General features: G+C 43.3%; 9 protein-coding genes and 1 pseudogene. 9 read left to right on the top strand and 1 reads right to left on the bottom strand.

Going from position 1 to position 12,726, the window contains the following annotated elements:
• Nucleotides 1-5 precede the first annotated feature (5 nt).
• The 7 genes and pseudogenes from atpG to trpB all read left to right on the top strand — a co-directional run bounded on the left by atpG (nucleotide 6) and on the right by trpB (nucleotide 8,820).
• Entirely contained in the window at nucleotides 6-869 is an 864-nt protein-coding gene (gene atpG, locus LQZ07_RS24355; protein ID WP_016400254.1) for a F0F1 ATP synthase subunit gamma, read from the top strand.
• Nucleotides 870-905: 36 nt separating this feature from the next.
• Nucleotides 906-2,282: a F0F1 ATP synthase subunit beta gene (gene atpD / locus LQZ07_RS24350; protein WP_016400253.1), complete on the top strand. Its 1,377-nt coding sequence runs from the start codon at nucleotides 906-908 to the stop codon at nucleotides 2,280-2,282.
• Nucleotides 2,283-2,313: 31 nt separating this feature from the next.
• Nucleotides 2,314-2,739, top strand: coding sequence for a F0F1 ATP synthase subunit epsilon (locus LQZ07_RS24345; protein ID WP_016400252.1), 426 nt, complete (start codon nucleotides 2,314-2,316; stop codon nucleotides 2,737-2,739).
• A gap of 187 nt (nucleotides 2,740-2,926) precedes the next feature.
• A complete protein-coding gene (locus LQZ07_RS24340; RefSeq protein ID WP_152785097.1) occupies nucleotides 2,927-4,576 on the top strand; it encodes an ATPase RavA domain-containing protein in 1,650 nt (549 codons plus the stop codon).
• 8 nt (nucleotides 4,577-4,584) lie between these two features.
• The gene (gene viaA, locus LQZ07_RS24335; RefSeq protein WP_152785099.1) at nucleotides 4,585-6,024 is read left to right on the top strand and encodes an ATPase RavA stimulator ViaA; all 1,440 of its coding nucleotides are present in this window, start codon (nucleotides 4,585-4,587) and stop codon (nucleotides 6,022-6,024) included.
• A gap of 92 nt (nucleotides 6,025-6,116) precedes the next feature.
• A complete protein-coding gene (glmU, locus tag LQZ07_RS24330; RefSeq protein ID WP_152785101.1) occupies nucleotides 6,117-7,478 on the top strand; it encodes a bifunctional UDP-N-acetylglucosamine diphosphorylase/glucosamine-1-phosphate N-acetyltransferase GlmU in 1,362 nt (453 codons plus the stop codon).
• Nucleotides 7,479-7,595: 117 nt separating this feature from the next.
• A pseudogene (trpB, locus tag LQZ07_RS24325) lies at nucleotides 7,596-8,820 on the top strand (tryptophan synthase subunit beta).
• Nucleotides 8,821-8,893: 73 nt separating this feature from the next.
• Here the strand turns inward: trpB and LQZ07_RS24320 are convergent.
• Nucleotides 8,894-9,721 carry an outer membrane beta-barrel protein gene (locus tag LQZ07_RS24320; protein WP_152785103.1) on the bottom strand — a complete coding sequence of 276 codons (828 nt, stop codon included), beginning with the start codon at nucleotides 9,719-9,721 and terminating at the stop codon, nucleotides 8,894-8,896.
• A 215-nt stretch (nucleotides 9,722-9,936) separates the two neighbouring features.
• On the opposite strand from LQZ07_RS24320, the gene LQZ07_RS24315 reads away from it, so the two are divergent.
• Complete coding sequence (locus tag LQZ07_RS24315) at nucleotides 9,937-11,628, top strand: mechanosensitive ion channel family protein (protein ID WP_016400245.1); 1,692 nt, start codon at nucleotides 9,937-9,939, stop codon at nucleotides 11,626-11,628.
• Nucleotides 11,629-12,029: 401 nt separating this feature from the next.
• On the top strand, nucleotides 12,030-12,710 hold the full coding sequence (locus tag LQZ07_RS24310) for a DUF2786 domain-containing protein (protein ID WP_016400243.1): 681 nt from the start codon (nucleotides 12,030-12,032) through the stop codon (nucleotides 12,708-12,710).
• Nucleotides 12,711-12,726: the final 16 nt, after the last annotated feature.

Raw genomic sequence — 12,726 nt, 5'->3', positions numbered from 1 at the left:
TAGATATGGCCGGCGCTAAAGAGATTAAAGGTAAGATTGGCAGTGTTAAAAACACCCAAAAGATTACCAAAGCGATGGAGATGGTTGCAGCAAGTAAAATGCGTCGTTCGCAAGACGCAATGGAAAGCAGCCGTCCCTACGCAGTAGCTATGCGCAAAGTAATTGGTCATATCGCGCTAGGTAAGCTCGAGTACAAGCATCCGTATGCTGTAGAACGAGAAGCCAAGCGTGTAGGTTATATCGTGGTATCTACTGACCGCGGTTTGTGTGGCGGCTTAAACATTAACTTGTTTAAGCAAGTTGTCACCGACATGCAGCAGTGGAAAGACAAAGGGGTTGAAACTGACCTTGCCGTTATTGGCGGTAAAGCAACAGCCTTCTTTAATAGCCACGGTGGTAATGTGGTAGCTCAAAACTCTGGCTTGGGCGATCACCCAACCGTTGAAGAGCTTATCGGTACCGTGAAAGTGATGTTAGAAGCCTACGATGAAGGCAAGCTAGATCGCATTTATGTGGTGTACAACAAGTTTGTAAACACCATGGTACAAGAACCAACGATTGACCAATTATTGCCGCTGCCTAAAGCAGATGATCCAGAAATTGCGTCTCGCAGCTGGGATTATTTATACGAGCCAAGTGCTGAAGAAATTCTCGACGGCCTACTAGTTCGTTATATCGAATCTCAAGTGTATCAAGGTGTGGTGGAAAACCTAGCCTGTGAACAAGCTGCACGAATGGTTGCAATGAAAGCGGCAACCGATAACGCGGGTAACCTGATTGATGAGCTTCAGTTGGTATACAACAAAGAGCGTCAAGCAGCGATTACTCAAGAATTGAGCGAAATTTCTGCGGGAGCTGCAGCCGTTTAAGGCAAGGCACTAAGCAATATATTTAGAGGAATCAACATGAGTAACGGTAACATCGTCCAAGTAATTGGCGCTGTTGTGGACGTTGAATTTCCACATGACAGTGTACCTAAGGTATACAATGCTCTAGAAGTTCAAGGCGAAGAGTTAGTTCTTGAAGTTCAACAGCAAATTGGTGGTGGCGTAGTTCGTTGTATCTGTATGGGTGCATCGGAAGGCGTACGTCGCGGCCTAGAAGTGGTTGATACTGGTGACGCGATTAAAGTGCCTGTGGGTGATGCCACCCTAGGTCGCATTATGAACGTACTAGGTCAAACTATTGACCACAAAGGTGAAATTGAAACGGAAGAGCGTTACAAAATTCACCGTTCTGCTCCAACTTATGAAGAGCAGGCTAACTCTAGCGAATTGCTAGAGACAGGCGTAAAAGTTATCGACTTGATTTGTCCATTCGCTAAGGGTGGTAAAATTGGTCTATTCGGTGGTGCCGGTGTAGGTAAAACCGTAAACATGATGGAGTTGATCAACAACATCGCTAAAGCTCACTCAGGTCTATCTGTGTTTGCTGGTGTTGGTGAGCGTACTCGTGAAGGTAATGACTTCTACTACGAGATGGAAGAAGCCGGGGTACTTGATAAAGTAGCCATGGTTTACGGTCAGATGAACGAGCCACCAGGAAACCGTCTACGCGTAGCGTTAACGGGTTTGACTATGGCTGAGAAGTTCCGTGACGAAGGTAAAGACGTATTGTTGTTCATCGACAACATTTACCGTTACACCTTGGCCGGTACCGAAGTATCTGCACTGTTAGGTCGTATGCCATCAGCGGTAGGTTACCAGCCTACATTGGCTGAAGAAATGGGTGTTCTTCAAGAACGTATTACATCTACTAAGACTGGTTCGATTACTTCGATTCAGGCGGTATATGTACCTGCGGATGACTTGACTGACCCATCTCCTGCAACCACTTTCGCGCACTTAGACGCAACCGTTACGCTAAACCGTAGCATTGCTGCAATGGGTTTATACCCAGCGATTGACCCACTGGATTCAAACTCTCGTCAGTTAGATCCTCTTATCGTAGGTCAAGAGCACTATGAAGTTGCTCGCGGTGTGCAAGGCGTATTACAACGCTATAAAGAATTGAAAGATATTATTGCGATTCTAGGTATGGATGAATTGTCTGAAGAAGACAAGCAAACCGTAGCTCGTGCGCGTAAGATCGAGAAATTCTTAACTCAAGATTATCACGTAGCAGAAGTTTTCACTGGTAACCCAGGTAAACTTATCCCACTTAAAGATACTATCCGTAGCTTTAAAGGCCTATTGGCTGGCGATTACGATGATATTCCAGAGCAAGCGTTCTTGTATGCAGGCGATATTGATGACGTGCTTGAGCGCGCCAAAAATATGTAAGCTTCGCCAATTGGCGTAACAGGAGGCTGAAATGGCAGCGATGACAGTTCACTTGGATGTGGTGAGCGCAGAAGAGAAAATTTTCTCTGGACGCGTTGAGCACTTACGAGTAACCGGTGAAGAGGGTGAGTTAGGAGTATTGCATGGTCATGCTCCATTACTAACCCCAATTAAGCCTGGTATGGTTCGCATGGTTAAACAGCATGGTCACGAAGAGGTGATTTACATCTCGGGTGGTTTCTTGGAAGTACAACCAGGAAACGTAACCGTGTTGGCAGATACCGCGATTCGAGGCAACGAGCTCGATAAAGCCAAGGCCCAACAAGCTAAACAAGCTGCAGAGGAAAGCATTAGCAATCCCAACAGCGATGTGGATTTTGCGAAAGCTCAAGTTGAACTTGCTAAAGCAATGGCTCAACTTCAAGTTATCGAAATCCTCGGAAAAAACGTCCGATAGATTTAGCTTGATAATAAAAAGGCGCTCCCAGAGCGCCTTTTTTGTCTGTGAAAAATGATGCTGACATCAACGAAACCTATTTTTATAGCCGTTACTATAGTTATAAATAGCTTGGCTTCGTGCTAACAACAACTACTTTTAGTGGGTTTGAACTTAGCTTCAAACTAACACTCATCAAGGGATGGATATGGCAACAATTTCGCCATTAAATCAAGCAAGCAAAGCCTTGCTCTCAGAGCGTATTCAAGGCCTTATTAAAGCCTTATCAGCAGGCATCTACGAACGTGAAGAAAGCTTTAAGCTATGTCTTTTGGCTGCCCTAGCAGGCGAAAGTGTATTTTTGCTAGGCCCGCCTGGTATTGCCAAAAGCATGATTGCTAAACGTTTGGTAAAAGCCTTTAAAAGCCAAAGCTTCTTTGATTACCTAATGACTCGCTTCTCTACCCCAGAAGAAGTGTTTGGCCCTTTATCTATTCAAGAGCTTAAAGATAATGGTAAGTACGTTCGTTTAACCGAAGGCTATTTGCCCACAGCACATATTGTTTTTCTTGATGAAATCTGGAAAGCAGGTCCGGCTATTCTTAATACCCTACTCACGGTAGTGAATGAGCGCACTTTTCGAAATAGCTACGAAAACTTGCCTGTACCAATGCGCTTACTTATTTCTGCTTCAAATGAACTTCCCGAAGAAGATGGCGGCTTAGAAGCGCTTTATGACCGTATGTTACTGCGGGTATTTGTAAATAGGATTCAGCAAAAAGACAACTTCAAAGCCCTGCTGCTCGATAATCAAAGCTTACAAGAGATCCCCGAACACCTTGTGATTAGTGATGAAGAGTATCAAACATGGCAAGCGCAACTTGGCCAAGTCACCATGAGTGACGAAGTGTTTGAGAAAATGTACCTAATTAAAAACTTGGTTGAGCAAGGTTTGCCTTTGGCTGGTGAAGGCAGCATTGTTGGTGATCTCTATGTGTCGGACCGACGCTGGAAGAAGTCAGTACACCTGTTGCAAACTAGTGCATTTTTTAATGGTCGTTCAGAGATTAATCCGCTCGACTTGCTGCTATTGCAAGATTGCCTCTGGCATAACCTAGAAGATCGCCAGTTTATTCAAACTTGTATTCAAGACTATGCCGTCAATCATGCATTCGATCAGCTTAAGCTAAAAGAGCTTGCCGAAGGGGCCGAGCGTCATTATCAAGCCACCGTGGATGATATTTGCGAGCAGCTTACCCTTCAGTTCACTCATGATTCAGGCTTAAGAAAAGACCAATATAAATACGATTTTAGTAGTGCTAAACGTTACCCTAATAAACATGGTGGCGAGCTATTTAAGCTGGTGGTATTGCAAAGTAATCTGTCGGTGAGTGAAAAAGACAAAGGTGAAACGCGTTGGGTCTATGTGGATGCAAACGAGTTCTCAAAGAAAATAAAAAGCGGTAATTGTGAAATGCTTGGGCGGATTAACGAAGGTTCCGAGTTATGTCAGCTACGCTTTGATATTGATATTAACCACCAGCTAGTGATTAAAGATTTAGCTAATCGACCTTTATTGTTAGGCATTGCTACACAACAAGGCCTCGATGACGATATAGTGGCTAGCTGGCAACAGCAAATTGATGCAGTGTTAACTAGTATTAAACAAGCAGAGTATGAGCTAAAACGCAGCCGGGCTCAGTTTCACGGTGCCTTGCCCCATAACTTTATATCTAGTCAACTGCCAGAGTCGATAGAAGCAAGCTTAATGGAAGTGGATATTATGGTATCAGGGGTTGCTAGCTTGCTAGATAAACAGGCTTATAGAATGCGCAATATAAACGACTTTTTTAACTAGGTTAAAACATGTTAGATAGCCTGCAATTTGGTGTGATGTTAGCCGAGTCGGGACTGCTTGATGAAGCAGTTCGCGAGGTGATGATGCGTCCGCAACTGATGATGATTGCAGAGTCTAGCCCTGGTATTCAAAGTGCCATGAAAAGCCAAGTTAGCAAATGGAAAAGTCAAATTCGTGCTCAGCTTGGTCAAATCACCATTGAAGAAAAATTTGCCGAAGAAATAGCGCTGTATCAGCGTTCTATTGAATTAGATAGTGCCGCATTCAGCCAACAGTTAGATGACTTATTGATACAGTTAAGCGTTTGTTCTTCCTTTTATGGCAAGGCAAGTGAGTTGGCTGCTCATCCTCACCACCGTTATAGCCCAATGTTTCAAAGTTACTTTTGTAATCAGTGGTTTGAAAACATCGCCAAGGCGCTTAATCAAGCTCAGTTAGATGAAATGAAGCAGCATAAGCAAGCCTTGCTAGCCGATCTTTATCAACGGGTTGAAACGCTGCAGGCCATGCCTGAAATGACCGAATCGGGAGACTCAAATAAGTTAGGCCGGTTATGGGATATGGCCGCAGCAAAGCTGCGTAAAAGTGAAGTTAATTTACTTAAGCAGTTTGCGGTGTTCCTTAAGTCGCAAAAAGGTCTACAAAAAATTGCTGAGCAATTAGGCAGAATGGCCGACCAAGTGAGTGACCCAAATGCTAGTAATGCACCGGTTGAAGAACCTCAATTGGTTGAGGAGCAATTAGAACAAGTTACCGACGACATAGTTGGTGTGCACGAAGGTGATGACTTAGCCAAACTTTTGCCTAATGAAACCATGTTCTTAGCCTATCCAGAGTTAGAAGTTATTTTTTATAAGCACTTAGTTGACCACCAGCTAATGAACTATCAAATGCAGGGCAAGCAGCGCAAATTGCGTAAGGTGAAAACCTATAAAAAAGCAGCTAACGAGACCATGCTGGATAAGGGCCCATTCATTTTAGCCATTGATAGCTCTGGCTCTATGCAAGGTTTCCCTGAGAAGTGTGCTAAAGCCCTAGCTTATGGCTTAATGCAAATAGCCTTAGCTGAGCAGCGTGACTGTTATGTAATTATGTTTTCAACAGAGCTCATCACTTACGAACTCACCAAGAAAGATGGCTTAAGAGAAGTTCTTAACTTTTTGTCTTACAGTTTTCATGGTGGCACCGATATGGCCGCAGCGCTCCAGCAAGCGGTTAAGCAAATGACAGAGGACAAATACCAAAATGCGGATTTAGTGGTATTGTCAGACTTTATTGCCCCTGCTCCACCTAATGATTTGTTAGATACAATCAAGCAGTTAAAAACGCAAAAAAATCGATTTCATGCGCTTAAATTATCTAGCTATGGAAACCCCGAATTAATGCAGGTGTTTGACCATCTATGGGATTACACTCCTTCACCAATGAAGCGCTTGTTTAAACGATAATTCCAAAGCTGATGCGTTTCGCTTACACTTGTTTAAGTTATCGATAATCATTTTGGTTGATTGGGAAAATCAACCTGTAATAAGGAAACAAAATGAACTTCAGTGTTGTTATTTTGGCTGCCGGTAAAGGAACAAGGATGCGTTCAACTTTGCCGAAGGTACTTCATAAGTTAGCGGATAAACCAATGGTGCAGCACGTCATTGATACTGCAAAAACATTAAAGCCAGAAGCTATTCACCTTATTTACGGTCATGGCGGTGAATTGATTAAACAGCAAATTCAAGACCCAAGCCTAAACTGGGTTGAGCAAGCTGAGCAACTAGGTACTGGCCATGCTATGCAACAAGCTGCACCGCATTTTGCGCCTAATCAGCCGGTCGTTATGTTATACGGCGATACCCCCTTAATTAGTGAACAAACTATTCAGCGCTTAATTGAAGCTTTGCCAGAAAACGGCATTGGTTTACTCACCGTAGATCAAGAAGACCCAACCGGCTATGGGCGAATTGTGCGTGAAAACGGCAGTGTAGCGGCGATTGTTGAGCACAAAGATGCAACCGCTGAGCAGCTAGCGATTAAAGAAGTGAACACTGGCGTATTAGTGGCAAACAGTAATGACTTTAACCGTTGGTTGGCTAACTTAAGTAACGACAATGCTCAAGGCGAATACTACGTTACCGACATTATTGAAATGGCCACTAAAGAAGGCAACGTGGTACAAGCGGTACAACCCGACTCTATTGTTGAAGTGCAAGGGGTTAATGACCGAGTTCAACTAAACGGTTTAGAGCGCGCTTACCAAAAAGGCCAAGCTGAACAGCTACTGCGTGATGGCGTAAGTTTGGCCGATGCTAACCGCTTTGATTTACGTGGTGAGTTAAGCATTGGTAGGGACTGTTTCATCGATATCAACGTGATTATCAAGGGTAAAGTTACCATTGGTAACAATGTAACTATCGAAGCTAACGCTATTTTGATTGATTGTGAGATTGGCGATAACGTCACCATTAAAGCTAACAGCATTATTGAACAAGCTAGTTTAGCGGCAGATGCTTCCGCTGGTCCATTTGCTCGCCTTCGCCCTGGAGCCAAGCTGGAGCAAGATGCTCATGTAGGTAACTTTGTAGAAATGAAGAAGTCTACTCTAGGTAAAGGCTCTAAAGCTGGTCACCTAACTTATCTAGGTGATACTACGGTAGGTGAAAAAGTGAATATTGGTGCTGGCACTATTACCTGTAATTACGATGGTGTTAACAAATTCCAAACTGTGATTGAAGACGGTGCCTTTATTGGTAGCGATACCCAGTTAGTGGCTCCAGTTACCGTGGGTAAGAATGCAACCGTAGGTGCCGGTTCTACAATTACTAGCGATGTGGAAGCTGAAGTATTGGCAATATCTAGAACCAAGCAGCGCAGTATTAAAGGTTGGCAACGTCCAGTTAAGAAATTTTAATTATTTGAATTGTTTATAAAAAGCGGCCTTTGGTCGCTTTTTTTGTTTTAGCGACTGTTTTCACATAAATCCCTACTTTTATTAGGTATAACTAGAGTTTTGCTTTAGGGACAGACCATGAACAAACAGTTTGAACACCCGCTGCCAAACAGCGAAGGTTATTTTGGCGAATATGGTGGAAGTTTTATTCCGCCAGAGCTTCAAACAGTAATGAATGATATTAATCAGGCTTACTTAGACATTCGCCAAGATCCAGAGTTTGTAAAAAGAGCTTACTCGTTTGTATCAAGACTATGTGGGTCGCCCTAGCCCAATTTTCCACGCCGAACATTTATCGCAAACCTATGGCTGCGACATTTATTTAAAACGTGAAGACCTAAACCATACTGGCGCGCATAAGATTAATCACTGTTTAGGTGAAGTGCTACTGGCTAAAAAAATGGGCAAAACCAAAGTTATTGCCGAAACCGGCGCTGGTCAGCATGGGGTTGCTTTAGCAACCGCTGCTGCCTTGTTAGGGTTAGAGTGTGATATTCACATGGGTGAAGTAGATATTGCTAAAGAGCATCCTAACGTAGTGAGAATGCGTATTTTAGGTGCCAATGTTATCCCCGCTACTCACGGTAGAAAAACTTTAAAAGAAGCTGTAGATAGCGCTTTTCAAGCTTACATGGCAGACCCTCATACCCAGCTTTATGCCATTGGTTCGGTGGTTGGGCCTCACCCCTTCCCGATGATGGTACGAGACTTCCAATCAATTATTGGCATAGAAGCACGTGAGCAGTTCCAAGCAATGACCGGATCTCTACCAGACAATTTAGTGGCTTGTGTTGGTGGTGGCTCAAACGCTATGGGGCTGTTTAGTGCCTTTTTAGAAGATGAAGCGGTAGCTATGCATGGTTGTGAACCTGCCGGTCGCAGTTTAGAAGAAGTTGGCGAACATGCAGCTACGTTAACCAAAGGTGAACCTGGCACTATGCATGGTTTCCATTCCTACATGCTTAAAGATGAGCAAGGAGAGCCTGAGCAAGTTTACTCAGTCGCTAGTGGCTTAGACTACCCCTCGGTTGGGCCACAACATGCCTACTTAAAAGACTTAGGCCGGGTTCAATATGGTGTAGTAAGCGACAAAGAAGCCATCGACGCTTTTTTTGAGCTCTCGCGTTTAGAAGGCATTATTCCAGCAATCGAATCTGCCCATGCTGTGGCTCATGCTATCAATTTGGCTAAGCAAGGTAGTAAGGGCTCTATTCTAATTAACTTGTCTGGCCGAGGCGATAAAGACATCGACTTTGTGGTAGAGAAGTACGGTAAAGAATACGGAATAGAATCGCTGCTATAAGCGGTAAAATTGGGTAAATAAAAAAGGCCACAAGTGAAAGCCTGTGGCCTTTTTTAGTTTGGAGAAAGCCAGTTTAGAATTTATAAGCTACGTTGAGCATTGGCCCGCGATAGTTATATTTTAAAGTGGTTTCATTCCATTCCGCTTCAACTAGGTAGTAGTTATAACCTAGCTCAACATCCCAATTTGGGTTGATATGGTAAGAGATAGAGGCGTTTAAATCGGCTAAGTAACCACTAGTATTGTCTATAGATATATAGAAGAACTGAGTATGTGCACCAATTGTCCAATCTTCCGATAAGTCATAATCCGCCCATAGCCCTATATCAGGCAATGGAGCAGTGGTTGACTCATCTACTACTTCGCCGTTGGTATTGGCGCTGTCACAAGTAATGGTTCCACTATTATCAACACAACCAGCTATCTCGCCGCTAAAGCCCATTTCAATGAACATAACGTGCAAGCCTAAAGAACCACCAATTTCGGCACGCTCTGTTTTATAGAAAGAGTAACCATAACCAGCGCGCAAAATGTCAATGTCCATGCGAGTATCAATAGATGCGCCTACCAGGATACCTTTATCAGGATTATTAGGAAGGGTGTAACCAAAGGTTGATTTAGTAGTGGCTTGCCGATGTAAGCGACGCCAATCGGCATAGACATAGTGGCGTTCGTTAAACTTATAGCCGGCTTCGAAGAAAGGAAGAAACTGAGATTCTTCAAGGTTGAAGGTGTCTTCAAAGTCCAGTTTTAGGTCACTACCATCAAATGCTTTAGTTGATATAGATGAATCGGTTTGCGCCCAAAAGCCACCGGCTTTTATCACCCATTCACCGGCAAAACTGGTAGAGCTAAAGCTTGCTACTAGGGCAGCAAGAGGGAGCCACTGCTTGGTTTTCATATACTATCCTTGTATCGCAGTACTAAAACAGAGCTACAGATGCGCTGTTCTATAATTTATCACTTCATTGTGAGCTATTAGTTAGTATAAGCACTTAAATCTGATAGTAAAATATAAACAAGCCACTATTCTTAAGGGGCGGTTTGATTTATTTTAAACCGTTCAGTTAGTCTGCATGTACAGCTTATTTACTACTTTGTTGGTTGGAGAAAGTGATGTTAAAGGAATTAACGCGTTATTGTGGTGCTCTGGGCTTAGCAGCATTGTTAGTCTGCGCTCCAATAACTTCGGCTATGGCAGTCGATTCTGGGAGTGACCAAGCTACCTTGTTGTTGGATAAATACCAGCGCCAGCAACAGCGAATCGAAAAAATAAAAGCCAATATCGACCAAGTCTCAAGCATTGAGCAGGCGGCTATCTCTCACCGTTTGTTAGAACGCCATTTACATGCTTTTGAAACCATCAATCAGTTGTCTCAATATTTAATTGAGCAAAAGGCCTTAGGTCTGGCCGATGAGCAGGTATTGGCAGAAGTTGAGCAAATTATTGCCCAAAATAACCAAGATTTAGTGAATGGTATCGAAAAGCAGCAGCTTGAGTTTAATAAGGCTTACGCCGAAGAAGAAGCTGATGGTATTAAAGCTTTCCAACTTTATATCGAACACCTCGCTAGTTCAGACCTTATCTATACTGCCATGGTGCAGCAAATATCAAATCAGCAAGCTTTAGGTTTTAGTGTTGATACTGAAAAAGAGTATTTGATCGATCGACTATATACCCGCGCCGAGTCTTTCTCTGGCATGGTGGGCTTAGTTGGTAAAAAGCGCGAAGAACTAGGTAAGCTAATTAAAATTACGCCAGATGATCAAAGCCTTAAAGACCAACTAGCGGTTGTTACCGAGCAGCTTGCGGTTGCCGGAGAAAGCTTCAAATTAACCGTGGATTTGCTTACTCAGTTGGGCTTTAACGCATCGTTCTACCAGCAAACCTTACTTAAGCTGGGTGGCCAAATTACTACCGATGTTCTGGATGTAAACATATTAGGTGGCATAGCAAAACGTTGGTTAGAACGTTTATCTGAATACTTTGTAGAACACGGTGGCGAATGGATTTTCAAGTTATTTTTGCTGGTGGCTATTTATTACATTTTCCGTTCTCTATCGCGTTTGGTGCGTAAACTTATGACTAAGAGTTTGGATTCTTCCAAACTAAATTTGTCGTCATTAATGAAAGACATGATTATCTCCTCGGTCGCACGGGTGGTCATCATTATAGGAATACTGTTTGCGCTCGCCCAAGTGGGAATTTCGCTGGCACCTATTCTGGCTGGTTTAGGTGTAGCCGGTTTCATTATCGGTTTTGCTTTACAAGATACTCTAGGTAACTTTGCTGCTGGTTTGATGATTCTGATCTATCGTCCTTACGATGTAGGCGATATGGTAGAAGTGGGCGGTGGGGTATTTGGTAAAGTGAAAAGCATGAACCTTGTGTCTACCACTATTCTTACCATCGATAACCAAACTTTGGTTATACCCAACAGCAAAATTTGGGGTGACGTTATTAAAAACGTTACTGCACAAAAGCTGCGTCGGGTGGACTTGGTATTTGGTATTGGCTACTCAGACGATATTGAAAAGGCTGAAGCAGTATTAAATGAACTGCTAGAAAAACACCCGATGGTATTGCCAGAACCAGAGCCTACGGTGAAGTTGCATGTACTTAACGAGTCTTCAGTTGATTTCATTGTTCGCCCTTGGGTTAAAACCGATGATTATTGGGACGTATATTGGGATATTACTCGCGAAGTGAAAATGCGCTTCGACCGTGACGGTATCTCAATTCCGTTCCCGCAGCGCGATGTGCATTTTTATCCTGCCACTAGCGAAGCAGCGCAAATCGAGAAATAGCTAGGGTCTGTTGATCTTTGCTGATGGTTTTTGCAGCAATTTATTAGCTATTTAGGCAAGGCAGTGAGTGTGCAGTTAAGTGGGCTTAATAATCACTCGCTAACGCTGAATAAATGGCTAATAAATGCTGCCCGAAGGGTTCGGATAAGCGGACTTTACTCTTTGTTAAGCACTTCTTGCTTAGCCCACTAGGCTTCCAAGTACTCGCCGCGATTAAAGCCCGCTTATCTCGAAAAAAATTTCAACACCAAAGATCAACAGTCCCTAAAAAATCAAAGGCTTGGTTTTTATTTCCAAGCCTTTATTGTTTTTGATTCTGGCTACCGCCGCTGAATAACTGGAAAATTTGGCTAAAATAAGTAAAATAGCGCTTCATTTTTGAGCAGAGGTTGTTGCAGTTCGTGAGTCGTCAACGCGCCCTAGAAAAAATAGCTAAGTGTTTAGAGTTGGGTAACTCCTCAAATGTACATGAGGCCGCTCAAGCTATTCGTATGGCTCATCGGCTTATGCTTAAACATGGTCTAGAACAAGCTGATATTGAGCTTATTCAAATGGGTAAAACCTCAACCCAAACCTTGTTACCTGCCAATGTTAGTGAAAATATTCTGCGGATTATCCGCGGCATTAATAGCCGTTTTGGGGTTGAAGCGGTATTGGTTAATCATAAAGGTTTAAAACGCGCAGAGTTTGTTGGACATGCTGACCGTGCGGTATTTGCGGCTTTTGCTTTTGACATTGTTTATCGTGAAATGAACCAGCAAGTAGGCTCTTTTAGAAATAGCTTTGCTGGCTCGGGCACCGACAATGTAACAGTGGCGCGCCGAGTTACCTCGTTCACCGCTGGTTGGTTAGAAGGAGCGCTAGAAAAACTGCCTGACCTCACCACTAATGGTCGTAATGAACATATGGACGACTATCTTGATGAGATGTTTGAAAAGTTAGACCGCGAAACCTTTAAAGCTAAAATTAAGGCGTCGATGGGGCAACTTACCCCAGACTTTCAAACCGGCATGAAAAAAGGCCGAAAACTGTCAGTTAATCGGCCTGTAGAAGGCGCTCGCGCCGCATCTTTATTGCGTTAGATACCAGCTTGCTTAG

It is taken from the genome of Agarivorans sp. B2Z047, assembly GCF_023373605.1.
In the GTDB taxonomy this organism is placed as follows: Bacteria; Pseudomonadota; Gammaproteobacteria; order Enterobacterales; family Celerinatantimonadaceae; genus Agarivorans; species Agarivorans albus.
This window is presented reverse-complemented; position numbering and strand designations above follow the sequence as displayed.

Bases quoted from the DNA above. Each gene is read 5' to 3' on its own strand.
- viaA (WP_152785099.1), top strand. From the start codon at position 4,585: ATGTTAGATAGCCTGCAATTTGGTGTGATGTTAGCCGAGTCGGGACTG.
- atpG (WP_016400254.1), top strand. From the start codon at position 6: ATGGCCGGCGCTAAAGAGATTAAAGGTAAGATTGGCAGTGTTAAAAAC.
- LQZ07_RS24345 (WP_016400252.1), top strand. From the start codon at position 2,314: ATGGCAGCGATGACAGTTCACTTGGATGTGGTGAGCGCAGAAGAGAAA.
- LQZ07_RS24320 (WP_152785103.1), bottom strand. From the start codon at position 9,721: ATGAAAACCAAGCAGTGGCTCCCTCTTGCTGCCCTAGTAGCAAGCTTT.
- atpD (WP_016400253.1), top strand. From the start codon at position 906: ATGAGTAACGGTAACATCGTCCAAGTAATTGGCGCTGTTGTGGACGTT.
- LQZ07_RS24315 (WP_016400245.1), top strand. From the start codon at position 9,937: ATGTTAAAGGAATTAACGCGTTATTGTGGTGCTCTGGGCTTAGCAGCA.
- LQZ07_RS24340 (WP_152785097.1), top strand. From the start codon at position 2,927: ATGGCAACAATTTCGCCATTAAATCAAGCAAGCAAAGCCTTGCTCTCA.
- glmU (WP_152785101.1), top strand. From the start codon at position 6,117: ATGAACTTCAGTGTTGTTATTTTGGCTGCCGGTAAAGGAACAAGGATG.